This is a genomic window from Pseudoalteromonas sp. GW168-MNA-CIBAN-0100, assembly GCF_040309225.1.
In the GTDB taxonomy this organism is placed as follows: domain Bacteria; phylum Pseudomonadota; class Gammaproteobacteria; order Enterobacterales; family Alteromonadaceae; genus Pseudoalteromonas; species Pseudoalteromonas arctica.
The window spans coordinates 1-26,635 of sequence record NZ_JBEOOL010000041.1 but is presented as its reverse complement, the minus strand read 5'-3'; the positions used below and the strand labels follow the sequence as shown (position 1 = coordinate 26,635).

Sequence of the window (26,635 nt, the reverse complement as noted above, 5' to 3'; positions counted from 1 at the left end):
ACAGCGCCGATGATAGTGTAGCATTTGCTATGTGAAAGTAGGACATTACCAGGCTTCAAATTGTAGAAAGCCCGAATTTAACAATTCGGGCTTTTTTACGTCTGCAGAAAAGTGAAATGCGCGCAATTAACACACACTCACATCAACACACATCACGTAGGTCGGCCGAGCGTAGCGACTCCCGACGTTAAAATCACAGCAAAATCCCTTAATATCTCAGTCGGCCAATAAATTAGCATTTACTACGTGACTCTCCACCGCTGTGGGTATCGTGACATTACGCAGGCTTCACATTGTAAAGAGCCTTGCTTTAACTATTCAGTAGCCTATTAGACATTCCCATTAGGTATATAGCCTTATTTACAGACACTAGTAAGCAATTAATTGGGTGGCACTATTGTGCGCTAAGTTTACCTAAGTGATTTACCGCATTACATCTGTAACTAACTGTAGTTTTAGCGCGTGCAGAATAAATACACATACCTGATAATTATACTAATCGGCAATAATACCTAATCAATTTGGTGGATTGAACTTGACGTTAATTGCGTTAGAAATTTCTGATATACGATTGCATGGATACAGAAGGTTGAGCAACTTAGGAGTAATTGGCGAGAACAACGAAATAAAGAAATTTTTGTCCTCAAATAGATCATTTAACTAGGGAGATTGGCGTAAAGTTTATTTTATTTTTATATTTTCTTGGTTCTAACTAACCACCTATATACGCCAATAAAGAACAATGCAGCAGGTCCAAAGCCACTCAGCACCCAAATGACTTTTAAAATGTTACCGCCAATGCTGCCGTGATGTAGAGGGTGTATCCAGTTTTTTATTTTACTAGCCGTACTTTGCTTATCTATATTAAACACGCTCTCTAACTTTCCTGTAAGTGCATTAACTTCTATATAGCTATGTGGGAAGCGATACGAAGGATCGTCTACAGTTTGAAATCTAAATCTGTAAATAGCATTTAAGTTTGAGGGTGTTTCAATCCAAGCTAAACGCGCACTCGGTAATGCTTTTTGTGCTATTAGTATTGCTTGCGATAAAGGAATATTGAATTGTTTACAAGGCTGTATTTGTGTTTTTGGTGGGGAGTTTATATCGTCAACTAGGGCTATTAATATAGGATCTGTTTGTTTTGGAATAGCGAGCATAACACCTGTAACAGTTAAAGCTAGTAGCGGTATGCAGAAGGTTAAACCAATTAGTTTATGCCAGTCGTATAGCAAACCTATTTTAGAGCTACGAGATTTAAATTTTAGTGTCTTTACCCACTGCCCAGGCTTTGGAAACCAAGCAAAGAATCCAGAGATAAGAAGAACTATTGAGGCTATGCCTATATAGCCAACAACGAGAGTGCCCGTTGCTCCTGTTAGTAATGAAAAATGTAAGTTGTACATCCAAGTTACTAAGTATTTTCCCCAATAGTTTTTACGTATTACTTTATCACTACTGCTAGATAGCCATACCATTAAGGGAGCAAAGCCTTGCTCTTTTGTTTCTATGGGATTGTAGTAGCGTGCGGGTATAATTGAGTTCACACCTGTGTTTTCTAATCGCTATGGCCCTAGTTTTATAGGAAAATTGGCTCTTAGCGTATTATATGCTTGATCACAATTAGGTGGTTTTGTATTAGTGGTAGTGTCATTAATTGGATTTAACAGTGAGTCTATTTGTGGGTAATAAACTAATACGGAGCCAGAAAGGCTAATAATAGCAAGTAAAACACCTACCGAGAGCCCTAAGTATAAATGTAACCGCCTGAATATTTTTCGCCATGAAAGCTTTAGTGTCATTAATTAAATAGTCGTAATGAGTAATGCAGGTTTATTGGGCATTAAAGAATGATTAATTACGCGGTATATTATATGGTTTTTTGATATGAGTTGTGCGGCATTTTGTCGCACTTATTAAATTAGGTATTTAGAAAGTAAAACGCCAGCTCTTGGCTGGCGTTAAAGTACAAGCTTGAAGCTTATTTAAGCTTTAGGTCCTGCATTTTTTATATCGTCTGATACGTCATACTTAGCAAAGTTTTCAGTGAAGTCTGCGGCAAGTTTTGCTGCATATTCATTGTACTTAGCTTTGTCTTCCCACGTATTAATTGGGTTAAGTAAGTTAGTATCTACACCTGGAACTGCTACCGGTACATCTAGGTTTAAAACATCAATGTGCTGAGTTTCAACACCCGCTAATTTACCAGATACGATTGCATCAATTACTGCACGAGTAGTTGGGATATCAAAACGTTTACCTGTGCCGTAAGGGCCGCCAGTCCAACCTGTATTCACAAGGTACACTTTAGCGCCAAACTCGCGTACACGCTTCATAAGAAGCTCAGCGTAAACACCAGCAGGGCGTGGGAAGAATGGTGCGCCAAAACATGTCGAAAATGTTGATTCAATATCGCTAGTTGAACCAATCTCAGTAGAACCAACTTTTGCTGTGTATCCACTTAAAAAGTGAAAAGCAGCAGCTTCTTCGCTAAGTATAGAAACGGGTGGTAATACACCGCTTACATCACAAGTTAAAAATACAACAGCCTTAGGTTCTCCTGCGCGGTTTTCTACTTTACGTTTTTCAACGTGTTCAAGTGGATATGCTGCACGGCTATTTTGAGTAAGGCTAGTATCGTTAAAATCTGGAACGCCTTTTTCATCTAACACTACATTTTCTAAAATAGTGCCAAAGCGGATAGCATTCCAAATTACAGGTTCATTCTTTTGTGACAGGTCGATACATTTAGCATAACAACCGCCTTCAATATTAAACACGCTTCCAGGTGCCCAACCATGTTCGTCATCACCAATTAAAAAGCGAGTAGGATCTGCTGAAAGTGTTGTTTTACCCGTACCAGATAAACCGAAGAATAATGCTGTATCGCCTGCTTCACCAACATTAGCAGAACAGTGCATTGGTAATACACCTTTTGCTGGTAGTAGGAAGTTTTGTACAGAAAACATCGATTTTTTCATTTCACCGGCGTAACGCATACCTGCTAGTAATACTTTACGCTGCGCAAAGTTAATAATGACGGTGCCATCGCTATTTGTGCCATCACGTTCTGGCTCACATACAAACGAAGGAACGTTCATTACTTGCCATTGTGGTAAGTTTGAAGCGTTATAGTTCTGCGGTTCGATAAACATGTTTTTGGCAAAAATATGGTGCCACGCTGTTTCTGTAGTTACAACTACAGGTAGATAATGCTCAGGGTCTGCGCCAACTTCTAGGTGAGAGGTGAAGTGGTCATTACTTTGAACATGTGATTCTACGCGAGCCCATAATGCGTCAAATTTGTCTGCATCAAATGGACGATTAACGTTGCCCCATTGAATATCATTTTGAGTTGTTGTTTCTTGTACAATAAAACGATCTTTTGGTGAACGACCAGTTCGTTTTCCTGTAATTGCAACAAAAGCACCATTTGCGGCTAAAGTACCTTCGCCACGGCGGATCGCATGCTCGACAAGTTCAGCTGCGGTTAAATCGACAAAACGTGTAGCGCCTGTAGTCATGTTTATACCTAACTATGTGTGAGAGTTTGAACGGATAGCTCTGGGGTTATCAGTGCCCTTAAACTGAAATTATAGTAACAGAAGGTTTTAAGATATTCGAGCCCGTAAAGCCTCTAAAAACACATATATTTAAGAAAAAACATGAATAATTTCAATGATACCGGTGTCATGAAATTAGCAGAAAAGATGACACCGGTATCATCTTTTTATAATATAAAACCGCATATTTTGCGGCTTTAATTACTATATATAGATGAAGCTGAACATTTAGTTGAAAATGCTTTTTATATCTTGTTCGTTAAAAACATACTCTTTTAAACAGTAATGACAGTTAATATTAACAGACCCTTTTTCAGCTACGTCTTTAAGTAGTTCTTCTTGTCCAATATTAACAAGTGCAGTAATTGTCTTATCACGACTACAACCACATTTGAATTTAATCGCTTGAGGTTCAAATACGCGAGGATTATCTTCGTGATAAAGGCGTGTAAGGACAGTATTAGCATCAAGGTGTAATAGTTCTTCATCTTTAATGGTGTTACTTAATGCTTCTAGGTGTGCAAAGTCTTCAATTGATTTTTGTTTATCAACTGGGAGTACTTGTAAAAATAGACCACATGCTTTTGCGCTACCTTCTGTTGTGTCGGTTGCAAACCAAAGGCGTGTTTTTAATTGCTCTGACTGCTCAAAGTAACTTTCGATACATTCACTCAGAGTATCATGCTCTAGCGGAACTATACCTTGGTAACGTTCACCCTTACTTGGTGTAATAGTGATCACCATATAGCCTTGACCAATAAGCTCTTTTACAGTTGTGCCCGTAATTTCGCTTTGCAGGCGTGCAATACCACGCATGTTTTGTTTATCATCACCATTTATAACTGCATATTTAACTGGGCCATCACCTTGAAGCTGTACTGCAATTTCACCTTCAAACTTTAAAGTGGCGGTTAATAAACAGGTTGCAACAAGTAACTCACCTAGTAATGCTTTAACAGGGTCTGGGTAATTATGGTCGGCAATCATTTCATTATAAGCATTCTCGATTTGTACGAGTTCGCCACGAACATCTAGTTCGTTGAATAAATAACGGTGAAGTAAATCTTGTTGCATGAGCGGCTATACCTAACTTGATTTCATTTTTAAAAGTTCGCGTCTTTGCTTTTTATCCGGTTTTTTATCCGGATGAGGAGCAAAAAAGCTGTTATTTTTGCGTGCGATGCTGTTCTCTTCGCGTTTAGCAATACTTGCATCAGATTCTTGATACATGGTCTGTGCAATGGGGGCGCTTTGACGTTTTTCAAGCACTGAGAGTATAGTTATCAGCTTTTCATCTACGCCCTGAGCCAGTTTTACTTTTGCGCCAACGTCTACTATTTTACTCGCTTTTGTACGTTGCCCATTATAATGTACTTTGCCGCCTTGCACCATTTCGCGTGCAACTGCACGAGTTTTATAAAATCGCGCAGCCCATAACCATTTATCTAATCGAACTTTTAACCCATCTACAGGGTCTGAGCTGGTATTAGCATTACTTTTTTTACTCATAAGGCATTTCCCCACGTTTTTATAGCTTAAAATTTATCATGAAATCATCGTAGGATGAAGGTATTACAACGGCAGTTTACTTTTTGTACTGTTATGTAAAGTTAATTTAATCTGTTTACAAAGTTTAATATTAGTGTGCTTGTTGAAAGAAAAATGAAAGGGTACTATGGGTACGCGCTAACGCAGTAAATTAAAATAAGAACACTATTTATGGAACAGCAAATCCAACAACTAAAACAATTTTTAACTCGTTTACCGCATGCTAAGTTAAGTGCATTAGTGACACTGTTAGTTGTTGTTTATCTTGCATTTTTATTATCAAAACTTGTTTGGCTTTTGTGGCCAAAACCACCAGTAACTCTACTTACCCCTACTCATTATGCTAACCAGTCATCTGGTGCGAGTAACAACTCAGCGCAGCATATTATTGAGCAATTTTTATTTGGTAAAAAAACTGTAACAAACAACAATAATACTGCAAAGCAATCGCAGGTAATAAATAATGCGCCAGAAACGCGCTTAAGTATCAATTTAACCGGCATTGTAGCGGTTAATAACGATGACAAAGCAGGTATCGCAATTATTGAATCACAAGGTAAGCAAGTAAGCTATCTTGTTGATGAAGTAGTATCGGGTACGCGTGCTGAAGTTGCACAAATATTGCCGGATCGTATTATTTTGAGTGTTAATGGACGCTTTGAAACATTAATGCTTGATGGACTCGATTTCAGTAAGAAGGTGTCTATGCCAGTACTCGCTGCGCGTGATGATGCTGAAATGGGTCCGCAAAAATTAGAACCAAGTGATCTACAAATAGATGCCACTGCAGATCCAGACGTTAAAGAAGCAATTATAGAAACACGTGAAGAGTTACTCGAAGAGCCGGGCAAGCTATTTGACTATATACGTGTTTCACAAGCCATGAATGATGGTGAGCTAATTGGATATCGCTTAAGTCCAGGTAAAGAGCCGGAGCTGTTTAAGCAAATGGGTTTAAAAAATAACGATTTAGCCATTTCTATAAATGGCTATCAACTAACAGATTTAAAACAGGCTATGTCAGCTATTAATGAGCTGCGTAATAGTACAGATGCCAATATCACTATAGAGCGTGATGGTGAACAAATTGATGTGCAATTTAGTCTGCAATAATTTAGCTTTGGAGTTTTAATACGATGGTTCAGGTGCTACACCTCAAAAAAATTAAAAAAGGGTTAGCTAAGTACGCAGCACTTTTTTTGGCGGCAAGTATTTCTTTGTCTGTTTCTGCTGTTGAATATGCTGCTAACTTTAAAGGGACTGATATCAACGAGTTCATTAATATTGTTGGTAAAAACCTTAATAAAACAGTCATTATTGACCCTAACGTGCGCGGAAAGGTAAATGTTCGCAGCTATGAGTTAATGGACGAAGCACTTTATTATCAGTTCTTCTTAAATGTATTGGAAGTTTATGGCTACTCAGCTGTTGAAATGGACAATGGCATAATTAAGGTAGAAAAAAGTTCAGACGCTAAAAAATCAAATGTGCCACTTATTGACGAAGGTAGTGAAGCTAGCGGCGACATGATGATTACGCGTGTTGTACGTGTTAAAAATGTAAGTGTGCAGGAGCTTGGTCCTCTAGTTCGTCAATTTAGCGATCAAAAAGATGGTGGCCACGTTGCTAACTTTAATGCGGCTAACGTAATGATGCTAACAGGTCATGCTGCATCGGTTAATCGCTTAGTTGAGATTATTCGCTCTGTTGATCAGGCGGGTGACAAGCGTGTAGACATTGTTAAGCTTAAATATGCGACGGCAGATGATGTTGTCTCTGTAGTAGACAATATTTATAAAGACAGCGGTAAAGGCAGTGTGCCTGAATTTTTAATTCCAAAAGTTGTGGCTGATGGCCGAACTAATAGCGTTATTGTAAGTGGTGAAGGCCAAGCACGTACACGTGCTATTGAGCTTATTAAGCGCTTAGATGGTGAGCTAGAAAGCCAAGGTAATACTAAGGTGTTTTACCTAAATTATGCTAAAGCTGAAGATTTAGTAAAAGTATTGCAAGGTGTTAGTAAGTCACTTGTTGAAGATGCACAAGGCGGTACTACTAAGACCCGTAGCAGAAGCAATAATGAAAGCAGTATAGAGTCTCACCCAGACTCAAACTCATTAATTATCACCGCACAGCCAGACACAATGCGATCATTAGAATCAGTAATTGAACGCCTTGATATTCGCCGTGCCCAAGTACTGGTTGAAGCGATTATTATTGAAGTAATGGAAGGCGACGGGGTTAATTTAGGCCTGCAGTGGATTTCTGAGCAGGGCGGTATGTTGCAGTTTAACAACGGCACTACGGTTCCCGTTGGGTCATTAGCTGTTGCTGCAGAGCAAGCACAAGATGTAACCGTTACTAAAAATATAATAGGAACTGAATCAGGTACGGTAACGCCGTATACGGAAACAACAGAAGGTGACTATGGTCCATTAGCCTCCTTACTTAGTGGCATTAATGGTTTAGCGCTGGGCGTTGTTAAAAATGATTGGGGCGCAATTATTCAGGCTGTTGCTACTGATACAAATTCGAACATTTTGGCTACACCCTCTATAACTACAATGGATAACGAAGAAGCCTCTATTTTAGTCGGTCAAGAAGTACCTATTATTACAGGCTCACAAACAGGCAGTAACAATGCAAACCCATTTCAAACAGTTGAGCGTCAAGAAGTCGGTATTAAATTGGTTGTTACGCCTCAGATTAATGATGGCTCTGCAGTACAGCTTACTATTGAGCAAGAAGTATCGAGCGTAAGTGGTGCAACTGCGGTTGATATTTCAGTAAATAAGCGTTCAATTAAAACCACGGTAATGGCCGATGATGGTGGTATGGTTGTACTTGGTGGTTTAATTGACGAAGACGTACAAGAAAGTGTTTCTAAGGTGCCGTTATTAGGCGATATCCCTATTTTAGGCCACTTGTTTAGATCAACAAATACAACGCGCCGTAAGCGTAATCTTATTGTGTTTATTCGCCCAACCATTATTCGTGATGGTGTAAGCATGAATAAGTTAAGCTTTAATAAATATAACTTTATTCGTGGTGAGCAGTTTAAACAAAAAGAAGACGGTATTGAGTTAATGCCAATGACTGATACGCCTATTTTACCTGAGTGGAATGACGAATTAGTACTTCCCCCTACGTATGAAGAGTCTCTGCGTAAACAAAATGCACAAGAGCGTAAAGATGACTAATGCGATTCAAGAGATAAACCAAGATGTGGTTCATCCTAAAACGCATAATCAGGATGAGCTATTAACGAGTGATGTGTTAGTTGAGTTACCAGCAAAGCGTTTGCCGTTTTCCTATGCAAGACGTGCAGGTGTGTTGCTTGGCAAAAACAAAGATCACCGTATAGTTTACTACCGTGGTGAGCTAGATGTGGAAGTACTATTAGAAGTACGCCGTATCGCAGGCCATGGTTTTACACTTGAGCAATTGGCTGATGATAAATTTGAGCTATTGCTTGAAGCGTCATACCAACGTGATAGCTCTGAAACACAACAAATGATGGAAGATATTGGCAACGAGGTTGATTTATTCTCACTTGCTGATGAACTTCCGCAAACTGAAGATTTACTAGCTGGTGACGATGATGCGCCAATAATCAAGCTTATTAACGCCATGCTAAGTGAAGCGATTAAAGAAGGGGCTTCTGATATTCATATCGAAACCTTCGAACAAGAGCTTGTTATTCGCTTTAGGGTCGATGGCGTGCTTAAAGAAGTACTTAAACCTAATCGTAAACTTGCATCGTTACTTGTGTCTCGTATTAAAGTAATGGCTAAGCTTGATATAGCCGAAAAACGCATTCCACAAGATGGTCGTATTAGTTTGCGTATTGCCGGACGTGCAGTTGATGTGCGTGTGTCTACAATGCCATCGAGCTTCGGTGAGCGTGTAGTACTGCGTTTACTTGATAAAAACAACGCGCGTTTAGATCTAGAAGATTTAGGTATGACCGCAGATAATCGTGCATTGTTTTCAGATTTAATTAGTAAACCCCACGGTATTATTTTGGTAACAGGGCCAACGGGCTCTGGTAAAAGTACCACTCTATATGCTGGTATGAGCCAAATTAACTCACGCGATCGCAATATTCTTACCGTTGAAGATCCGATAGAGTACGAAATTCCAGGCATTGGGCAAACACAAGTTAATGCAAAAGTTGATATGACATTTGCACGTGGTTTACGTGCAATATTACGCCAAGATCCTGATGTAGTAATGGTGGGTGAAATACGCGACCTTGAAACTGCGCAAATTGGTGTTCAAGCGTCACTTACCGGCCACCTTGTTATGTCTACTCTGCATACTAATACCGCATCGGGTGCAATTACACGTATGGAAGATATGGGTGTTGAACCATTCTTACTTTCATCGTCGTTACTCGGTGTGTTGTCGCAACGGCTAGTACGTACATTGTGTAATACCTGCAAAGAAGGTCACACGGCTGATGAGCATGAATGCCAGCTGTTAGGGGTTCCTTTTGAAAGCCAACCGACAATCTATCGAGCAGTAGGGTGTGAAGAGTGTAACTTTAATGGCTATCGTGGTCGTACGGGTATTCACGAGTTACTTGTAGTTGATGAAACAATACGCGAAATGATTCACAACGGTAAAGGCGAGCAAAGCGTAGAAAAATACATTCGTAAGCGCAGCCCAAGTATTCGCCAAGATGGGTGTAGCCGTGTACTTGTAGGTAAAACAACACTTGAAGAAGTATTGCGTGTTACCCGTGAGGAAGGTTAACTATGGCGGCGTTTGAATACCGTGCCTTAGATGGCCGAGGTAAAGAAAAAAAAGGCATTTTAGAAGCCGATACAGCTAAACAAATTCGCCAAACTTTACGTGATCAAAAACTTACGCCGCTTGAAGTTGTCCCTGCGGCGCAAAGTGATAAACAAGTCAAAGGTGAAAAAGCCCCTTTACTCGGTGGCTTTTTTAAACCGACAATTTCAACCTCAGACTTAGCACTAATTACAAGGCAATTAGCAACACTTATTCAATCGGCACTCCCTGTTGAAGGCGCTGTTATGGCGGTTGCTGAGCAATGCGAAAAGCCGCGTTTAAAGCGTATGCTTATGTCGGTACGCTCAAAAGTGGTTGAAGGTTACACACTTGCCGATGGCCTTAGTGAGTTTCCTCATGTTTTTGACGATTTATATCGTGCAATGGTAGCCGCAGGCGAAAAGTCGGGTCACCTTGACCAAGTACTTAATCGTTTAGCCGACTATACCGAGCAGCGCCAACATATGCGTAGCCAAATAACTCAGGCTATGGTTTACCCCATTATATTAGTGGTATTTGCAATTGGTATTGTGTCGGTATTACTGGGCACCGTAGTACCAAAAATATTAAAAACGTTTGAAAAAACAAAACAAGTACTTCCTTGGACAACCGAATGGGTTATGGCAGGCAGCCATTTTGTGCAAAATTATTGGTTTATTAGTTTAATAGCGATTACAGCTATAGCCATTGGTATTAAGCATGCACTTAAGCAGCCTAAAATACGTTTTTGGTGGGATGACCGAGTGCTACATATGCCAGGTATAGGTAAAGTGGCTCGTGGTATTAACACCGCACGTTTTGCACGTACTTTAAGTATTTTATCGTCAAGCTCGGTACCATTACTCGAGGGGATGCGTATCTCGGGCGGCGTATTAATTAACGAAAAAATTAAAAAAGCGGTTGCAGATGCATCCGACAGAGTGAGTGAGGGTGCAAGCTTAAGAGCTGCACTTCAGCAAACTAAGTTGTTTCCACCAATGATGCTGCATATGATAGCAAGTGGTGAAAAATCAGGTGAACTAGAGCAAATGTTAGAGCGTGCTGCAAATAACCAAGATCGCGAATTTGAGAGCATGGTTAATGTATCGCTTAAACTACTAGAGCCTGCGATGATCGCCTCAATGGCGGTTATTGTATTATTTATAGTAATGGCAATATTACAGCCAATAATGGCGATGAATAAAGCTGTTGGACTTTAAGTTAGAATAAACTTTTAAATATATTAATGGTTTTACCTAAACCATTTTTACTTAATGTTTTTAGAATAATGAGGTAATTACGTGAATAAACAATCAGGTTTTTCTTTACTAGAAGTGATGGTGGTACTGGTTATCATCGGGATGATTATGTCAATTGTTGCACCTAACATTATGGGTCAGCAAGAAGAGGCTGCTATCGATAAAGCGCATCTAGATATTCAACAATTAGAAGATGCAATGAGCTTATACAAGCTTAAAAATAAGAGCTACCCAAGCACAGAGCAAGGTCTTGAAGCGCTAGTTACTCAAACAAGCATTGAACCGGTTCCAAAACGTTTCCCTGACGGTGGTTTTATTAATGAATTACCAGAAGATCCATGGGGTAATCTATATCAGCTAATTAGCCCAGGTGAAATTGGCAAGTTTGATATTTTTTCTATGGGCCCAGATGGTGAAGTAGGTACTGATGATGATATCGGTAACTGGGACGAAGAAAAGCAATAATGCTTAAGTACACTGTTTTGTATGAATATGTTAATGCTAGAGGCTTGCTATGAAAGCAAGCCTTAAGCAGCGCCATGCAAAAAGCAGAGGCTTTAGTTTAATAGAAATTTTAGTGGTATTAGTGATCATCGCTTTTGCTACAAAAATGGTGGTATACAGCTTAGAAGGCGGTGCTGAGGAAGAGTTAGATACTCAAGCATTAAGGCTGCATACCACCATTAACATGGCATCGGAATTTGCCATTTTAAACCAAGTTGAATTGGGCTTATTAGTAGAAGAAAATACGTTAGAGTATTTAGTTTTCGATGGTGAAAAGTGGATTACCTTTGACCGTGAAGATCTTTTTAAACCAATAGAGTTAGATGAAAGATTAAAGCCCACTCTTAACTTAGAAGATTTAGCGTGGGCGCAAGATAACCTCTTAGAGCAATCTAACTGGCGCGAGCTTATGAGTGGCGGCGATGAGGACAGTTTACTTGAGCTTAAAAAGTTGAAAATCCCACAAGTACTTATTTTGTCATCAGGTGAGGTAAGCGCGTTTCAACTTATATTAGAGTTAAAAGAGCAAAGCGAGCCTGTGTATTACATTGAAGGTGAATTTGCTGCACCAGTAAACTTTCGCCGAGAGCCAGAATAATGAAGCGCACTAAAGGGTTTACCTTATTAGAGGTATTAGTGGCATTAAGTATTTGTGCCATGGCGGGTATAGCTGCAATGCAAGCAACAAGCGAGCACATACACCACTTAACGACTATTGAAGAGCAAACCTATGCATCTTGGGTCGCCGAAAACGTTATTATTGAACAGCGTACTAAAGGCGAACAATGGCAAGGTAAAAATAACCTTAAAGGCAGCGAAGTAATGGGCGGTGTTGAATGGTTTTGGCAGCAAGAAGTAACAGCCACTGCTGACAAAAGCTTTGTTAAGTTAACCATAAATGTTTTTACGGATGAAAAATATGAGCATTCGGCATATGAGTTATCAACGTATCTAAATAAAGGCAAAAAGTAAGTGAAGCAGCGCGGGTTTACATTACTTGAAGTTATGGTAGCACTGGGTATTTTAGCTTTTGTTATTATTGCTACTCATCAAATACTCGAGACGACAACAAGAGCAAAAGATGTCTCCGATGAAAAAATTGCTGAGTTAAATGGGTTGCAAACAACATTTAGGTTAATGGATCAAGATTTTAGCCAAATGACCAAACGTGCAGTACGAAACGAATCTGGTGATGTTCAAGAACAATACTTACTTGCTGGTCGTTACGTTTTAGAAAGCCAATACGATGGTATTGCGTTTGTACGAGATGGCTGGATAAATCCAATTAATTTATTGCCACGTTCAGAACTACAAGCCGTTGGTTATAGAGTGATTGACGATAACCTTGAGCGTGTTTATCGGGTTTATGTTGATCAGCTTGATAATATGGAACCGCGAGTTCAACGTGTACTAGAAAATGTTGAAGAGCTTAAGTTTGAGTTTTTGGATGATAAAAACGAATGGCAGGAACAGTGGGAAATTAAAGCTCTCCCTAAAGCGGTTGCTGTTACTTTGCAACAAATAGAAGCAGAGCCAATTCGTCGTGTATTTTTAGTTCCTGGGCAAGGCAAAGTTGTTGCTACACAAAGTACGGATGTGAATAATGGTTAAGCAGCAATCATCGCGCGGCGCAGCACTTGTTATTGTTTTGTTTATTGTGGCATTAGCGGCTATTTTAGCAGTAGAAATGAGTGCTAATTTAATGGTTCAAGTGCAAAAAAGTACTAATTTACAAGGTCATCAGCAAGCTAAATGGTACGCTTACGGTGCAGAAGAGCTTGCTATTAAAGGGCTAATACAAAGTAAAAAAGATGATGCTGATAAAACAACACTTGATCAAGTTTGGGCAACTCAAGGTGATGCTTCATACCCTGTTGATAACGGCACGTTAAGTGGCAAAATTACTGATTTACAAGCATGTCTAAATTTAAATGCTTTAGCCATAGCGCCAGAAGAAAATAGCGCAAGTAAAACAAACCCTGCACATAAAGCACTCTTTGCATTACTTGAAAACATTGAAGATTTACCTGCTGATGAATCAGAAGAGACAATGGCAGATAGCGTATTTGATTGGCTTGACGAGGACAGTATTACATATCGCTCAGGTGCAGAAGAAGACGAGTACTTATCACGAGATTTTCCGTATATGACAGCCAATAGTTTATTTGCATCAACATCGGAATTACGCTTGGTTAAGGGTTTTAACCCATTAGTGATGGAAAAAGTACTGCCATATGTATGTGTAATACCAGGCAGTACGCTTTTATCTATTAACGTAAATACATTAATCCCAGAGCAAGCACTTATACTCAGTGCCTTAATAGAAAGCTTGAGCTTATCTGGTGCAGAGGCTGTGATAGGTGCAAGACCGCAAACTGGCTTTGACACCATTGATGAATTTTTTGAACAGGTGAAGCAACAAGGCGGTACTAATACCGACTCAGTCAAAAGTTTATTTAGTATTAAAAGCGAATATTTTAAATTACAAACGCAGGCAAATTTTGTCGACCTGCGTTTTTCGATGACCACATTACTGCACGCTAAAGACGGTGACGTAACGATACTGGCGCGAAAATTTGGAGGCGTACAGTGACAGAAATACTGTTGATCCGCACGGGTCAAACCGAGCAAGAATTGCTTAATTGGTTAATTTACTCACCACAAGAACAAGAAATAATAGCCAGTGGCGAGTTACCAAATGCAGAGCATTTAAGTGAGCTAAGCGAAAAAGCACTTACCCGAGAAGTTGTTGTGTTGTTACCAAGTGATCAAGTGCAATTAAAAACGGTCGCTTTGCCAACAAAATGGAATCGCAAGCTTGAGCAAGCATTGCCATACATGCTGGAGGAAGATATAGCATGTGACGTAGATGAACTGTTTATAGCAGTAGCGCAGCCGACAATGCTTGGTGAGCAACATGCAATTCGTGTAGCAATGACAGACCGTGAATGGTTTGAACAATGGCTCGCATTATTTGTAGAGCATAATCTATCAGTATACAGAATATTACCCGATGCTTTGTTGTTACCGCTTGCAGATGATGGCGCAGTTACCGCTATCGAGCTCAATAACCAATGGTTATTTAAGCAGGGGCAATGGCATATAGGTGCGGTTGAATCTAGTTGGTTAAATGGCTACTTAACAGCCATGGGTAATCCTGATATTAAGCATTTTAGCCCAGCTAGTCAGTTTCCAGAAAGCGTTAACTTACAAGCGCAAACGAGTGAGTACGACTTACCTCTAGCATTATTTGCAAAGCAGTTAGATAGCGTTAACTTTAACTTACGCCAAGGTATGTATCAGCTTAAAAAACAAAGCGCTTTATGGTGGGGTTACTGGAAAGGCGCCGCAATTATAGCAAGTGTTGCATTGGTTTCTACGATTACAATAAAAGCTATTGAGTTACACCAACTTAATACACAAGTAGAATTAGCTAAAGCTCAAGTAGTCGACAGATACCAAAAAGCATTTCCAGGAACTAAAGTTCGCCCCAATCTAATTAAAAGCCAAATTAAAGGCGCGTTAGATAAAGTGCAAGGCTCAAGTGAGTCGGGTTTTTTAGACTTAACGACTAATTTGGTTGATGTATTTTCGCAAGTTAGCGAATTTACACCTGAAACACTTCGTTATGACAAACGTCGCAATGAGCTGCGCATTCGTGCACGCGCTAAAGACTTCCAAACTTTTGGTAAAGTAAAAATCATACTTGAAAAACAAGGTTTAACTGTTGAGCAAGGGTCTTTAAATAATGACGGTGATTATGTCGTTGGTGAAATTAAACTGCGAGGTGCAGTATGAAAAAGCAGTTAATGCAACAATGGCGCTCGCTTAAAGAGCAAGAACAACAATTGGTAATGGTCGCTGGTGGCGTGTTTATTATTTTTGTTTTAGTAATGGGAATATTTCGACCATTAAATAATGCGATAGAAAAGGCACAGCAATCTCAAATTAAACAACAAGAGCTATTAGCTTGGGTTGATGACAGTATTGTTAAACTAAAGGCTGCGGGTAACACCAGTGTTGCTAGCAATGCAAACTTAAGCCAAATTGTTAATTCTACACGTGGGCGCCATCAAATAAGTATTAGTAAAATGCAGCCAAGTAGTGATTCGCTACGTTTGACGCTCGACTCTGTAGAATTTAATCAGTTAATAGAATGGCTAGATGAGTTAGTGAATCAGCATGGCTTAAAAATTGAAAACTTAGATTTGAGCCGCGATGATAAATCAGGCTATGTGCGTGTAAGCCGTTTAGTATTAGAGAATTAATTAATGAAAAAAATAATAACGTTATCGGCTGTCTTTTTAATTAGTTTTATTGTGTTTTGTATTATTAAATTACCAGCACATATTGCACTAGATATAGCAAAACCGTACTTTCCAAAGCAATTAGAAGTAGGGCAAACTGTAGGCACTGTTTGGCAAGGTCAAATGATGCAAGTTCGTTTTGATGGTGAACAGTTAAATAATGTGCGCTGGGACATTGCTGGCTGGAAGTTATTTACAGGCAAGCTAAATGCGAATGTGAAGTTTGGTAATGCACGAGAGCGTAGTGATATCTCGGGTTATGCTGATGTAAGTTATGGGCTTTTTAATCAAGAAGTTAAAGTGACTGACGGCCTAGTACGCTCCACTGTAGAGCGTGCAATGCAGCGCGTGCAGCTTCCCCTACCTGTAACCGCTAAAGGGCGTGTAATTTTAGAACTTGATGAATACAGCTCAGGTGCACCTTATTGTGATTCACTAAAAGGTGAAATAGCGAGCCCTAATATTGACGTGCAAGGCTTAAATGGGTGGTTTAATATTGGACCTCTGGCTGGTAAGTTAAGCTGTAAGTCGGGCGATATTGCTATATTAATTGACCCAGATAATACGCTTGGCCTTGAGGCAGATGCTACACTTAAAGCTAATTTCGACTTTAGTGTGGCAGGTTATGTAAAACCAGATGCTAGCTTACCTAAAGATGTACATGATGCGGTTAAATTTTTAGGCCGACCAGATAGCCAAGGTCGTTACCCGCTCAACTTTTAATGTTTGAATATAAAGAGTTTTAATGCAAATACCCCAATTTACTGAGCTGCACGCAAAGCAGCTCAGCACATTTTTAAATACCCAATCTCAAGCAATGACCCTTCAACAAAGCCAAGGCTATTTATTTGGCGTTATTTGTTCGCCCAATCCATTAGATGTGCATGAGTGGCTTGAGCAGATATTACCAAATACAGCTAATGATTTAGATGAAGAAGTACTTTTCTTGTTTATGGCGCTATATCATAAAATTAGTGAGCAAGTATTTGAAACTGGATACAAATTACCTAACACATTTGATGCTGAATTTTGTAAGTCATGGAGTAAAGGTTTCTTAGTTGCAACCAAAGCTTACGCAGAGCCTTTGTTAAATGCACCGCAATTAGACACTGACTTTAAACAAGCATTAGAAAGTGCGTTAAGTACATTAAGTTTTTTTGCACTCGACCAGCTAGCAATAGCTCAGATTGCCAAACAAAATAACATGACTATAGAAGCCTTGTGTCAGTACCAATATGAATCAATGGGTGACTTTGCATTAGGGTTTGCTGAACTAATTGAAGTGGTCGCAATTAATAGCGGTTTGATAACCGACGAGAGTTGGGAAGAGTAATTATTAATACCAGGCGCTTAGTTTAATCTAAGTGCCTAGCTCTAATATAATATCCGTACAGCCTTGTTTGCACTTTACTACGCCTTTACCAGGTTCACTGGTGGCTAAATTAAGTGTTAAAACCCCATTACACTTCTCACACTTTAACGTTTTGCCTTGTGCTAATTGCTTGAGCATATTGCGTTGTTTATGAAATGAGTCGCTTGCTTTTTTATTTAATCCTGAAAAATCCACTACTTTGCTCGCTTTTGCTCTAATGCTTCAGTCACTATTTTACATACTGTATTTAAACGATCGCCATAAAAATAAAGGTTTAAGTCACGTTCACGACAATAACGTAGGTGAAATAACTGAACAGAGTCATCTGTTGTAAACGTTTTTTCTACGTACTCACCCTCAGATTCAGACAATTTAAGTTGAGTGCTGATTCTATTTTTAGCCATATTTGCAGCAGGGCTTCTGTTAATCTTACTTGCATCACTTAAAAAACCAATGCCTTCACCTAATAACCTTTCGCGAGGTTCTTTTATAAGCGGATGATCGATTGTAAAAAAGGCAAGGATCACAACTACCAAAATAACAAATTTTTTCATGGATACGTAAACCTTGATCTAAGTAGGGTTGAATTACCATGCAGTGTAATAAACTGCATTTTAAAAGCAAGTAACTGGGATGAATAAATTATTAGCGATCTATGCCAGTAATTTTAACCAACATTGTTATAATGGTTAACAGCAGTCAGATATTTCTGAAATATCTGAAAGTATTCGAGAAGGCAATTTATTAAAGTAAATCTGCCTAGCAAGTAACTTGCTAGCTTTAAGTATAGAGTACTTGAGTATTGCTGGATTTTTATTTCCAAGCGGCGTTGAGGAACTTCGATGGACAAGCAAATTAAAGTAAAGAATATCCCTGTAGAGGTGAAAATCCAAAAACCGGATTTAAGCCGTCAAGATGATAGGTTCAATCCCCGAAATCGTATTTATGTGCGTGCCGTAAAAGGCCTACATCAATTACTTAGGCAGCGCATTGGCTTTTTAGGCCTACTTGCGTTTATGTTACTTCCTTGGATTAATTTTAACGGCCAGCAAGCAGTGCTGTTTGATCTAATTGGTCAAAAATACAATATTTTTGGTTTAACGCTATGGCCTCAAGATTTTACCATATTAGCGTTTATTTTTATGCTGGCAGCATTTGCGCTGTTTTTAGTGACCACCTTCTATGGGCGGGTGTGGTGTGGCTACACATGTCCGCAAACTGTTTGGACCTTTATTTTTATTTGGTTTGAAGAAAAGCTTGAGGGCACGGCTAATCAGCGTAAAAAACTCGATCAACGACCCATGAATTTTGATAAGTTTTGGCGTAAAACGGCAAAGCATACTAGTTGGGTATTGTTTTCGTTATATACCGCTATTTCTTTTGTGGGTTACTTTACGCCAATCAGAGAGTTACTTCCTGATTTTGTAACGTTTAACGTGGGTGGTTATGCACTAGTCAGTATTATTTTCTTTGCTGCGTGTACCTATGGTAATGCCGGTTGGATGCGAGAAATTATGTGTTTACACATTTGCCCTTACTCACGGTTTCAATCAGCTATGTTTGATAAAGATACATACACTGTAACGTACGACGAAAGCCGTGGTGAAAGCCGTGGTCCTCGTTCACGTAAAGTAGATCATGAAGATTTAGAGCTAGGCGACTGTATAGACTGTAACTTGTGTGTTCAAGTGTGCCCAACAGGTATTGATATTAGAAATGGGTTACAAGCTGAGTGTATTAACTGTGGTGCATGTATTGATGCGTGTGATGGCGTAATGGATAAAATGGAATACCCGCGTGGGCTTATTTCATATACGACAGAGCGAAACCTCGAAACCCCAGAAAATAAAACGAATCCACTACGAGCTAAAATCATTGGTTACACGGTCATACTTGTTGTGCTTACGGGAGCACTTGTAGCTAATATAGCGCTGCGTAAAACAATGGACTTTGATATCATTCGTGATCGAAACCAATTATATCGTGTCGATTTTGATGGTTTAGTAGAGAACACCTACACATTAAAGGTAATCAACAAGGCGCAGTACGAGCAAACCTTTAATATTAAAGTACAAGGGTTAGATAACTTTAAGTATATTGGTAAGCAGTCATTTACAGTGCAGGCAGGGCAATCTCATAATGTGCCATTGTCGCTTGTAATGGACCCTTATGATTTGAAGGTGTCGATGACAGAGTTTAACTTTGTGCTTTCACCGGTAGATGAGCCGGATGAGACAATATCGCAGTCGAGTAACTTTTTTAAAGCGCGATAATCATAACCTACCTTAAATAGGTAAGTTGATATAGCAATTAACAAAAGCGGGTATATAACCCGCTTTTTATTTTATATAAGAAGAGTATGAGTAAATTTAGTTTTATTGACTTAACACCTGACCTAATACTCGATGCAATAGAAAGCGTAGGTGTGTACGCCGAATCTGGTTTGTTGGCACTCAATAGCTATGAAAACAGAGTGTACCAATTTAAAGCCGATGATGGCCTGCGTTACGTAGTGAAGTTTTATCGCCCAGAGCGCTGGAGTAAAGAGCAAATTCAAGAAGAGCATGACTTTGCATTTGAACTGGCAGAAGCGGAAGTGCCTGTTGTTGCCCCTATTTTATATAATGGGCAAAGCTTGTTTGAACACGAAGGTTATTTGTTTGTGTTGTTTCCAAGTGTAGGCGGGCGTTTATTTGAGGTTGATAACTTAGATCAGCTTGATGTAATGGGGCGTTTAATTGGCCGTATGCACCAAGTAGCTAAAACAAAGCCTTTTACTTATAGGCCAACAGTTACCTGCGAGGAGTATTTACATACAGCCAAAGTTCATCTTCAAAAAAGTAACTTAGTGCCTATGGGAATAAATACTGCCTTTTATACTATTTTAGATTTAGTGATAGAGCAGGCGCAAAAACAGTATAAAGATGTGCAAAGTATTCGCTTACATGGTGACTGCCACGTTGGTAATATTTTGTGGGCAGGTGATGCGCTCATGTTTGTGGATTTAGATGACAGCCGCCAAGGTCCTGCAATCCAAGATTTATGGATGATGCTCAGTGGCGATAGAGCGACGCAACTGTTACAGTTAGACACCCTTGTGAATGCGTATGAAGAGTTTTGTGATTTTGATCACTCTCAACTCAAATTAATTGAACCGCTGCGAGCGATGCGTATTATCCATTATATGGGATGGGTAGCTAAACGATGGAGCGATCCTGCCTTTGTGCGGAACTTTACATGGTTTGCTGATGACAAATACTGGGAGCAACAAATTTTAGCACTGAAGGAGCAACTTGCAGCACTGCAAGAAGCACCGTTAAAGTTATTGCCGTAATATTTTATTTAAAGACAAGTACAACGAGATACAAATGCTTAAAAAATTAAAACTGAGTTTATTACTTTTATGTTTACCATTTGCAGCACTTGCTGCACAGTTTGAAGTTGATAATCAATACACTGTTATTGATGTAGACAAAAGTACATCACCACAAGTAACCGAGTTTTTCTCATTTTACTGTCCACATTGTTTTAAGTTTGAACCAGTAGCAAAAGCAATTGAACAAGGCTTGCCAGAAGGCGCGGAGTTTATTAAAAACCACGTGAACTTTTTAGGTGGCGTGTCGCCACAAGCACAAAGTAATTTAAGCTTTGCCTACTTAATTGCTAAGCAGCATGGTCAGGCGCAGAGTATTAGCGATCAAATTTTTAAAAGTATTCATGTTCAGCGTGCTCCTTTAACTGAAATGAAAGACGTTAAAAAATTACTTGAAGTAAACGGTATTGATAGCGCAACGTTTGATCAAGAAATTGCAAGCATGCCAGTTATTTCGGCTGAGCAAGCAATGCAAAACAAACAAAATAAATATTCAAAATTAGGCGCACTTACAGGTGTACCTACTTTTATTGTTAACGATAAATATAAAATAAACCTCAACACCATCAAAAATCAAAAAGAACTTGATGAGTTAGTAGCGTTTTTATTAGCACTATAAATTTCGGAGCATAATAATGATTAAATTAGTTAAAGCAGGTTTGCTTGCAGTACTACTTCCTATGGCGGCAACAAGCTTTGCAGCAACGTATGAAGAAGGCGTGCATTACGACGTTGTTTCTGAGCGCGCAACTAAAAAGCCAGAAATTAAAGAGTTTTTCTCATTTTACTGCCCTGCATGTAATAACATGGAAGCACTAATTGGTGAGTTTAAGCCTAAGCTTGATAAAAACGTTAAATTTAAAAAGAGCCATGTTGATTTTGTAGGTGTACGCGACCCAGAAAACCAACAGATGATGAGCCAAGCACTCGCTACTGCAGAAGTGCTTCCGCAAAAAGATAAAATTGTCTCTGCAATCTTTAATCATATTCATACAAAGCGCGCTAGTTTTAATGAGCTTGCAGATGTAAAAGATATATTTGTAGCGCAGGGCGTTGATGGCGATAAGTTTGATAAGCTGTTTAAAAGCTTCTCGGTACGTACGCTGAGCTCTAAAATGAAACGCGATCAAGACTACTTTAAAGAAAAAGGCGCACTACGTGGCGTACCTACATTTATTGTAAATGGTAAGTATAAATTAAACCTAGGTCGTGAGTCGGGTATTACTGAACCAGAAGATATTAGCAAACTGATTAATTACTTAGCTAATAAATAAATTTAGCCAAAATAAAAAAAGCTCCTTAAGGAGCTTTTTTGCTTTATAAGGATATAGCGATGGAAAAAATATTAGTATCGAGTTGTTTGCTAGGGCAGCCTGTTCGCTACGATGGTAGAGGACACGCAATTTTGCATCCACAGCTTAATTTGTGGCAAAAACAAAATAGATTAATTGTGTTTTGTCCTGAGGTCGCTGGTGGGCTTCCTACTCCTAGAGCTCCTGCTGAAATAATACAGGGGAGTGTAATTACTAATTTAGGAGAAGATGTAACAGAACAGTTTCAAACTGGAGCTAATATAGCGCTAGAACTCTGTAAAAAGAATCAAGTTCGTTTTGCTCTACTTAAAGAATCGAGCCCTTCTTGCGGACGAAATACAATATATGATGGAAAGCATCGCGGAGTAAAAATCGAAGGGCTAGGTTTAACTACAGCATTATTAATAAAAAATGGTATTCAAGTATTTAGTGAAAAGCAAATACCAGCACTTATAAAAGTACTGGCACTTTAATTTTGGTTGGTTATTTGCGCTGCAAGAAAACACCCGACTCAATGTGATGTGTATATGGGAACTGATCAAATATAGCAAAGCGCTTAACGTTGTGCGTACGTGTTAGGTGATCAAGGTCACGCTCAAGGGTTTCAGGATTACACGATATATAAATTATGCTTTCGTAGTTAGCCACTAAGTCACACGTTAATTCATCCATGCCCGCGCGCGGTGGATCAACTAATATGGTTTGGCAGTCATAGCTTTTAAGGTCAATACCGTCTAAGCGAGAGAAAGTACGCTCTCCATTCATTGCTTGAGTAAACTCTTCACTAGACATACGAATAATATCTAGGTTCTCTACGTTATTTTTAGCAATATTGTATTGAGCAGAATGAACAGATGATTTTGATATTTCTGTTGCTAATACTTTATTAAAACAGCCCGCTAACGCAATTGAAAAGTTACCGTTACCGCAATACAGTTCTAATAAATCATTTTTAAGTGGTTTACATAAATCTTGCGCCCACTCCAGCATATTAATATTTACTTTTGCATTAGGCTGAGTAAAGCTATTTTCTACTTGTTGATAAATAAGCTCTTGACCATTAACTGTTAAACGCTCAGTTACAAAGTCATCACCCAGCACTTCTTTTTGTTTGCGAGCACGGCCGATAAAGTCAATTTTGTATTTACTGCTTAGTTTTTCTTTAAGCGCTTTAATTTCACTTAACCATTCATCATCAAGTGGTTTGTGATAAAGCAAGCTTACTAAAATTTCACCGCTTAGCGTGGATAGGTAATCGATTTGAAATAACTTACGACGTAATATTTCACAAGGCTTAAGATGCTCAATCATCACCTGCATTATTTCACCAACTAGAGGCGCTGCTGGATCAAATGTATCAACACGGATTTTTTCTTTTGTTTGTTGATCAAACATAATGTGAAACAGATCGTCACCGTCGTGCCATACTCTAAATTCAGCACGTTGGCGGTAGTTAGTTGGCTCTGAGCTAAATACTTCTAGTTGCTCCACACCAAAACGTTGGAACTGTGCACTAATACGCTGCTCTTTTTCACTTAACTGCGTTTGGTACTGTGTGGTATCTATTTTAATAACTGCCATTAACGCTACTACCTTATCTAAGATCTGTTTATCGGCGCTATTGTAGGGAGCGCTGCGTATTTGTCTAGTTTTGGCTAGCATTTATGCTGTTTTATTGAACATTGTACTTTAGTTTTTATTGTTATAGCCGATAATAAACTACGCACGCTTAGGAGACGAATCATGAAAATAGGTAATTATGGCTTTACGCCAAACAACAACATCAATAAATTCAATAATAAAGCTGATATACAGCAACCTACAATTACGTCTCCTCAAGATAGCTACCAACAACGAGGCCGAGAGTTGGCTGCAAAGGTGCTTGGCGATAAAATGGCTGAGCAGCTTGGATTGCCTATCGCAGAAAAAAAAGCAGATAAACCACTATTTGATTTTGATGAAATAGTAAAAAACGTACTCGATTTTGTAAGTAGTGCTGTTAATAAAGCAAAAGCTAACGGCGCTGATGACGAAAAGCTCAAAGATATGTTAGGCGACGCGCGCAAAGGAGTCCAAATAGGGATTGACGACGCTGTTGATGAACTCAAAGGTACAGGCGTATTTAATGATGACATGGAAGAGGGGATTAATAAGTCCAAAGAGGGAATTTACAATGGGCTTGATAAGTTTGAAGAGTCGTTATTTAACCCACAATCTGCCAGCGTAAATATAAGCCAGGCTCAATATGTCAGTATGACGAGTAATGCAGAGTATAAATTTACTACCGCAGAAGGTGATGAGGTAAGTATTAGTTTTGCTGATGCATTTGAATCTCAGTCGGCAAGTGGCTATCAGCAAAACAATAATAGCGAGTCGTTTGCAAGCTCATCATCGCAATCTCGGCAGGTATCATTTTCGATGTCGGTTAATGGTGACTTAAATGAGCAAGAGCAAGAAGCTATTAATACGATGATGGAAGACTTACAAGATTTAAGTAAAACCTTTTTTGGTGGTGATTTAGATGAAGCATTTGAACAAGCGCAGGAGCTGAGTTTAGACAGCGATCAGCTGGTGGCTTTTTCTATGGATTTACGCCAAACAAAAACAATAGCAACAGTTAAAAGCTATGAAGAATATAGACCAGCACCAGAAAAACAAGTAGCGGAGGGTTTAGCTCCTTTTAATGACGACCTTAAAAATGCTTTTGAAAAAGCGGGTGAGCTTGGATTACAAAATCAGCTAGCTGGCATTCTCCAATGGTTAAATCAAGATCAGGAACAAATAGATAAGTTAGTAGATTACACAAAGTCTATGTTCGAAAACCTTAATCAGTTAAATTCTGCGGCCGACAGGCTTACTGATTTAGAAACCACGCAAAGTTAAACTACTTTCTTTTATAAATACCTCATGGCAAACTGCCGTTCTTAAAGTAAAGTGGGAACGGTAGTTTGTCAGCGCATATAATGGTCTTTGATTCAGGTATTGGTGGAACTACTGTACTTGAGCATATAAAGCAAAGTATCCCCAATGCTCAGTACAGTTATTTTATGGATAATGCATTACTGCCTTATGGTGCTCAATCCCAAAAAACCATCATTAACCGATTATGCTCACTTATTCATTTCATCAAAGCTAATACGCTTAATGTTGATTTAATTGTAATAGCGTGTAATACCGCTTCTACATCTGCACTTAGTGCTGTTCGCCAAATGACAGATATTCCTATAGTAGGTGTTGTGCCAGCAATAAAGCCTGCGGCAGAGTTAACACGTTCAAATCATATTGGCTTATTAGCCACACCGGCAACGGTCGCCAGTTCATACACTAAAACATTAATTACTGAGCATGCTCGTAATGTAACCGTTAATCTATATAGCAGTGTGGAGTTAGTAACTTTAGCTGAGCAATACTTTTTTACAGAGTCTTTGGATACAAACAAGCTGCATCAAGTGCTTGATGGCCTACATATAGATAAAACTATAGATGTACTTGTATTAGGATGTACGCACTTTCCAATATTAGCAGAGCCTATTAGTCAGTATTTTGAAGGGAATGTAAAATTACTTGATTCAGGTGTAGCGATAGCAAACAGAGTCAACTACCTACTTAACCAACTTAACTTCTGTGTGAATAAACTAACAGACATAAAAAAGCCGCTGCAATATTATGCAACGGCTGATGTGTTTAGCAATAAGCTAGCGGTAAAGCTAGTTACACTGACTGATCCGTCTCAGTACGTAGAGCATTAGAATCATCTTCTTGTTTTTGTTTTGCTTCACGTACCTTTAAAGTACGTTGTTGGAACTCGCTATCGTTCAAGTTAGCAATTGCATTGTCTGCATCAGCTTGCGCCATTTCAACAAAACCAAAGCCACGACGCTTGCCAGTATTCTTATCCTTTAATAAACGAACATTGAATACTTTGCCTTGTTCTTCAAATAATGCACGAACCACACCTTCGTTTGCACGATAAGGAAGGTTACCAACATAAAGCGTTTTTGTTTTAACTTCAGCTTCTTCAGTCACATCAGATGACATTGCAGCAATAGCAATCGCACCTATTAATAAACCAGCACCAAATAGTAATGCAGGGTTTAAAGCTAAGCCGCCTAAAGCGAACTCAACAACAACAAAACCAACTACAGCAAGAATAACAGAGAAGATAAAAGATTTTTGATCGGGTAATTTCATTTTAGATCTACCAATAAACAGGAAATAAACATTAATTTAACATTGTGAACTTGCTATCTTAACGTCTAAATCAAACATAGCAATGATATTTGTATTAAATAATAAATAAGAGCACAAAAAAGCATCATCTTAGGAAGGTTTTCATATGGTTTTACATGGTTTTGTTCTATTTTTGTTCGAACAGTAAAAAGATCTAAAAAAAGGGTTGATCTGTTTTCGGATCTCCCTATAATGCGACCCCACTGAGACGGGAAACGCCAACGCATAGCGAGGCACGAACAACTCAGAGAGTTAAATAAAACTTCGGTTTTAAATTATCTAAAAAGAAAGTTTAAAACTAAGTGTTGACTCAAAAAATAAAGGGTGTATTATTCGCATCCCTTGAGACGCTAAAGCGACTCAAAACGTTCTTTAACAATATAAAGCAAT

At 39.0% G+C, this 26,635-nt stretch carries 27 protein-coding genes and 1 pseudogene; 20 read left to right on the top strand and 8 right to left on the bottom strand.

Annotated features, from left to right (window positions below):
- Positions 1-692: 692 nt before the first annotated feature.
- From AAEY62_RS18725 to hslR, 4 genes and pseudogenes are all read right to left on the bottom strand, one after another.
- A pseudogene (locus tag AAEY62_RS18725) lies at positions 693-1,802 on the bottom strand (PepSY-associated TM helix domain-containing protein).
- A 183-nt stretch (positions 1,803-1,985) separates the two neighbouring features.
- Positions 1,986-3,524: a phosphoenolpyruvate carboxykinase gene (locus tag AAEY62_RS18720; RefSeq protein WP_024591432.1), complete on the bottom strand. Its 1,539-nt coding sequence runs from the start codon at positions 3,522-3,524 to the stop codon at positions 1,986-1,988.
- A gap of 267 nt (positions 3,525-3,791) precedes the next feature.
- Positions 3,792-4,637 (bottom strand): Hsp33 family molecular chaperone HslO, encoded by an 846-nt coding sequence (hslO, locus tag AAEY62_RS18715; RefSeq protein WP_007586592.1) that lies wholly within the window; start codon positions 4,635-4,637, stop codon positions 3,792-3,794.
- A 12-nt stretch (positions 4,638-4,649) separates the two neighbouring features.
- Positions 4,650-5,072, bottom strand: coding sequence for a ribosome-associated heat shock protein Hsp15 (hslR, locus tag AAEY62_RS18710; RefSeq protein ID WP_007586590.1), 423 nt, complete (start codon positions 5,070-5,072; stop codon positions 4,650-4,652).
- A gap of 210 nt (positions 5,073-5,282) precedes the next feature.
- Here hslR and gspC point away from each other — a divergent pair, with 210 nt between their 5' ends.
- The 13 genes from gspC (at position 5,283) to AAEY62_RS18645 (ending at position 17,290) form a co-directional block, all read left to right on the top strand.
- Positions 5,283-6,224, top strand: coding sequence for a type II secretion system protein GspC (gene gspC, locus AAEY62_RS18705; protein ID WP_024591433.1), 942 nt, complete (start codon positions 5,283-5,285; stop codon positions 6,222-6,224).
- A 23-nt stretch (positions 6,225-6,247) separates the two neighbouring features.
- Positions 6,248-8,311, top strand: coding sequence for a type II secretion system secretin GspD (gspD, locus tag AAEY62_RS18700; protein ID WP_024591434.1), 2,064 nt, complete (start codon positions 6,248-6,250; stop codon positions 8,309-8,311).
- Positions 8,304-9,869, top strand: a complete 1,566-nt coding sequence (gene gspE / locus AAEY62_RS18695) for a type II secretion system ATPase GspE (protein WP_024591435.1) — start codon at positions 8,304-8,306, stop codon at positions 9,867-9,869. Before gspD ends, gspE begins: the two co-directional genes overlap by 8 nt.
- Before the next feature lie 2 nt (positions 9,870-9,871).
- On the top strand, positions 9,872-11,107 hold the full coding sequence (gene gspF, locus AAEY62_RS18690; RefSeq protein ID WP_002962033.1) for a type II secretion system inner membrane protein GspF: 1,236 nt from the start codon (positions 9,872-9,874) through the stop codon (positions 11,105-11,107).
- 81 nt (positions 11,108-11,188) lie between these two features.
- Complete coding sequence (gene gspG / locus AAEY62_RS18685) at positions 11,189-11,611, top strand: type II secretion system major pseudopilin GspG (protein WP_007586585.1); 423 nt, start codon at positions 11,189-11,191, stop codon at positions 11,609-11,611.
- A 49-nt stretch (positions 11,612-11,660) separates the two neighbouring features.
- Positions 11,661-12,248, top strand: a complete 588-nt coding sequence (locus tag AAEY62_RS18680) for a pilus assembly FimT family protein (RefSeq protein WP_350635767.1) — start codon at positions 11,661-11,663, stop codon at positions 12,246-12,248.
- Positions 12,248-12,622 carry a type II secretion system minor pseudopilin GspI gene (gene gspI / locus AAEY62_RS18675; RefSeq protein ID WP_002962039.1) on the top strand — a complete coding sequence of 125 codons (375 nt, stop codon included), beginning with the start codon at positions 12,248-12,250 and terminating at the stop codon, positions 12,620-12,622. Before AAEY62_RS18680 ends, gspI begins: the two co-directional genes overlap by 1 nt.
- Positions 12,623-13,261 carry a type II secretion system minor pseudopilin GspJ gene (gene gspJ, locus AAEY62_RS18670; RefSeq protein WP_350635765.1) on the top strand — a complete coding sequence of 213 codons (639 nt, stop codon included), beginning with the start codon at positions 12,623-12,625 and terminating at the stop codon, positions 13,259-13,261.
- A complete protein-coding gene (gspK, locus tag AAEY62_RS18665; RefSeq protein ID WP_007586581.1) occupies positions 13,254-14,243 on the top strand; it encodes a type II secretion system minor pseudopilin GspK in 990 nt (329 codons plus the stop codon). The genes gspJ and gspK overlap by 8 nt, the downstream gene beginning before the upstream one ends.
- A complete protein-coding gene (gene gspL / locus AAEY62_RS18660) occupies positions 14,240-15,448 on the top strand; it encodes a type II secretion system protein GspL (protein WP_007586580.1) in 1,209 nt (402 codons plus the stop codon). Before gspK ends, gspL begins: the two co-directional genes overlap by 4 nt.
- Complete coding sequence (locus tag AAEY62_RS18655; RefSeq protein ID WP_010555411.1) at positions 15,445-15,918, top strand: type II secretion system protein M; 474 nt, start codon at positions 15,445-15,447, stop codon at positions 15,916-15,918. Before gspL ends, AAEY62_RS18655 begins: the two co-directional genes overlap by 4 nt.
- A 3-nt stretch (positions 15,919-15,921) precedes the next feature.
- A complete protein-coding gene (locus AAEY62_RS18650; protein ID WP_007586576.1) occupies positions 15,922-16,680 on the top strand; it encodes a type II secretion system protein N in 759 nt (252 codons plus the stop codon).
- A 22-nt stretch (positions 16,681-16,702) separates the two neighbouring features.
- Positions 16,703-17,290 (top strand): UPF0149 family protein, encoded by a 588-nt coding sequence (locus AAEY62_RS18645; RefSeq protein ID WP_007586574.1) that lies wholly within the window; start codon positions 16,703-16,705, stop codon positions 17,288-17,290.
- A 27-nt stretch (positions 17,291-17,317) separates the two neighbouring features.
- On the opposite strand, the gene AAEY62_RS18640 is transcribed toward AAEY62_RS18645, so the two are convergent.
- Both AAEY62_RS18640 and AAEY62_RS18635 read right to left on the bottom strand, forming a co-directional pair.
- A complete protein-coding gene (locus AAEY62_RS18640; protein ID WP_007586570.1) occupies positions 17,318-17,524 on the bottom strand; it encodes a hypothetical protein in 207 nt (68 codons plus the stop codon).
- On the bottom strand, positions 17,524-17,883 hold the full coding sequence (locus tag AAEY62_RS18635; protein WP_350635763.1) for a hypothetical protein: 360 nt from the start codon (positions 17,881-17,883) through the stop codon (positions 17,524-17,526). The genes AAEY62_RS18640 and AAEY62_RS18635 overlap by 1 nt, the downstream gene beginning before the upstream one ends.
- A gap of 288 nt (positions 17,884-18,171) precedes the next feature.
- On the opposite strand from AAEY62_RS18635, the gene ccoG reads away from it, so the two are divergent.
- From ccoG to AAEY62_RS18610, 5 genes are all read left to right on the top strand, one after another.
- On the top strand, positions 18,172-19,602 hold the full coding sequence (gene ccoG, locus AAEY62_RS18630) for a cytochrome c oxidase accessory protein CcoG (protein WP_007586568.1): 1,431 nt from the start codon (positions 18,172-18,174) through the stop codon (positions 19,600-19,602).
- Positions 19,603-19,688: 86 nt separating this feature from the next.
- Entirely contained in the window at positions 19,689-20,663 is a 975-nt protein-coding gene (locus AAEY62_RS18625; protein ID WP_024591441.1) for a serine/threonine protein kinase, read from the top strand.
- 34 nt (positions 20,664-20,697) lie between these two features.
- Complete coding sequence (locus tag AAEY62_RS18620; RefSeq protein WP_007586563.1) at positions 20,698-21,321, top strand: thiol:disulfide interchange protein DsbA/DsbL; 624 nt, start codon at positions 20,698-20,700, stop codon at positions 21,319-21,321.
- 16 nt (positions 21,322-21,337) lie between these two features.
- Positions 21,338-21,976 carry a thiol:disulfide interchange protein DsbA/DsbL gene (locus AAEY62_RS18615; protein WP_010555409.1) on the top strand — a complete coding sequence of 213 codons (639 nt, stop codon included), beginning with the start codon at positions 21,338-21,340 and terminating at the stop codon, positions 21,974-21,976.
- Positions 21,977-22,035: 59 nt separating this feature from the next.
- On the top strand, positions 22,036-22,488 hold the full coding sequence (locus AAEY62_RS18610; RefSeq protein ID WP_024591443.1) for a 2-thiouracil desulfurase family protein: 453 nt from the start codon (positions 22,036-22,038) through the stop codon (positions 22,486-22,488).
- Positions 22,489-22,498: 10 nt separating this feature from the next.
- On the opposite strand, the gene trmA is transcribed toward AAEY62_RS18610, so the two are convergent.
- Positions 22,499-23,596, bottom strand: a complete 1,098-nt coding sequence (gene trmA / locus AAEY62_RS18605; RefSeq protein ID WP_007582854.1) for a tRNA (uridine(54)-C5)-methyltransferase TrmA — start codon at positions 23,594-23,596, stop codon at positions 22,499-22,501.
- Positions 23,597-23,758: 162 nt separating this feature from the next.
- On the opposite strand from trmA, the gene AAEY62_RS18600 reads away from it, so the two are divergent.
- Positions 23,759-24,898, top strand: coding sequence for a DUF5610 domain-containing protein (locus AAEY62_RS18600; protein ID WP_024591444.1), 1,140 nt, complete (start codon positions 23,759-23,761; stop codon positions 24,896-24,898).
- A 65-nt stretch (positions 24,899-24,963) separates the two neighbouring features.
- Positions 24,964-25,764 (top strand): glutamate racemase, encoded by an 801-nt coding sequence (gene murI / locus AAEY62_RS18595; RefSeq protein WP_024591445.1) that lies wholly within the window; start codon positions 24,964-24,966, stop codon positions 25,762-25,764.
- On the opposite strand, the gene AAEY62_RS18590 is transcribed toward murI, so the two are convergent.
- Complete coding sequence (locus tag AAEY62_RS18590) at positions 25,727-26,206, bottom strand: RNA recognition motif domain-containing protein (RefSeq protein ID WP_007582860.1); 480 nt, start codon at positions 26,204-26,206, stop codon at positions 25,727-25,729. The genes murI and AAEY62_RS18590 overlap by 38 nt on opposite strands.
- Between the last annotated feature and the right edge of the window lie 429 nt (positions 26,207-26,635).

What these genes read in the sequence shown, in the direction of transcription:
- AAEY62_RS18720 (WP_024591432.1), bottom strand. Translation starts at nt 3,524, where the DNA reads ATGACTACAGGCGCTACACGTTTTGTCGATTTAACCGCAGCTGAACTT.
- hslO (WP_007586592.1), bottom strand. Translation starts at nt 4,637, where the DNA reads ATGCAACAAGATTTACTTCACCGTTATTTATTCAACGAACTAGATGTT.
- hslR (WP_007586590.1), bottom strand. Translation starts at nt 5,072, where the DNA reads ATGAGTAAAAAAAGTAATGCTAATACCAGCTCAGACCCTGTAGATGGG.
- gspC (WP_024591433.1), top strand. Translation starts at nt 5,283, where the DNA reads ATGGAACAGCAAATCCAACAACTAAAACAATTTTTAACTCGTTTACCG.
- gspD (WP_024591434.1), top strand. Translation starts at nt 6,248, where the DNA reads ATGGTTCAGGTGCTACACCTCAAAAAAATTAAAAAAGGGTTAGCTAAG.
- gspE (WP_024591435.1), top strand. Translation starts at nt 8,304, where the DNA reads ATGACTAATGCGATTCAAGAGATAAACCAAGATGTGGTTCATCCTAAA.
- gspF (WP_002962033.1), top strand. Translation starts at nt 9,872, where the DNA reads ATGGCGGCGTTTGAATACCGTGCCTTAGATGGCCGAGGTAAAGAAAAA.
- AAEY62_RS18680 (WP_350635767.1), top strand. Translation starts at nt 11,661, where the DNA reads ATGAAAGCAAGCCTTAAGCAGCGCCATGCAAAAAGCAGAGGCTTTAGT.
- gspI (WP_002962039.1), top strand. Translation starts at nt 12,248, where the DNA reads ATGAAGCGCACTAAAGGGTTTACCTTATTAGAGGTATTAGTGGCATTA.
- gspK (WP_007586581.1), top strand. Translation starts at nt 13,254, where the DNA reads ATGGTTAAGCAGCAATCATCGCGCGGCGCAGCACTTGTTATTGTTTTG.
- AAEY62_RS18655 (WP_010555411.1), top strand. Translation starts at nt 15,445, where the DNA reads ATGAAAAAGCAGTTAATGCAACAATGGCGCTCGCTTAAAGAGCAAGAA.
- AAEY62_RS18650 (WP_007586576.1), top strand. Translation starts at nt 15,922, where the DNA reads ATGAAAAAAATAATAACGTTATCGGCTGTCTTTTTAATTAGTTTTATT.
- AAEY62_RS18645 (WP_007586574.1), top strand. Translation starts at nt 16,703, where the DNA reads ATGCAAATACCCCAATTTACTGAGCTGCACGCAAAGCAGCTCAGCACA.
- AAEY62_RS18635 (WP_350635763.1), bottom strand. Translation starts at nt 17,883, where the DNA reads ATGAAAAAATTTGTTATTTTGGTAGTTGTGATCCTTGCCTTTTTTACA.
- ccoG (WP_007586568.1), top strand. Translation starts at nt 18,172, where the DNA reads ATGGACAAGCAAATTAAAGTAAAGAATATCCCTGTAGAGGTGAAAATC.
- AAEY62_RS18625 (WP_024591441.1), top strand. Translation starts at nt 19,689, where the DNA reads ATGAGTAAATTTAGTTTTATTGACTTAACACCTGACCTAATACTCGAT.
- AAEY62_RS18620 (WP_007586563.1), top strand. Translation starts at nt 20,698, where the DNA reads ATGCTTAAAAAATTAAAACTGAGTTTATTACTTTTATGTTTACCATTT.
- AAEY62_RS18615 (WP_010555409.1), top strand. Translation starts at nt 21,338, where the DNA reads ATGATTAAATTAGTTAAAGCAGGTTTGCTTGCAGTACTACTTCCTATG.
- AAEY62_RS18610 (WP_024591443.1), top strand. Translation starts at nt 22,036, where the DNA reads ATGGAAAAAATATTAGTATCGAGTTGTTTGCTAGGGCAGCCTGTTCGC.
- trmA (WP_007582854.1), bottom strand. Translation starts at nt 23,596, where the DNA reads ATGGCAGTTATTAAAATAGATACCACACAGTACCAAACGCAGTTAAGT.
- AAEY62_RS18600 (WP_024591444.1), top strand. Translation starts at nt 23,759, where the DNA reads ATGAAAATAGGTAATTATGGCTTTACGCCAAACAACAACATCAATAAA.
- AAEY62_RS18590 (WP_007582860.1), bottom strand. Translation starts at nt 26,206, where the DNA reads ATGAAATTACCCGATCAAAAATCTTTTATCTTCTCTGTTATTCTTGCT.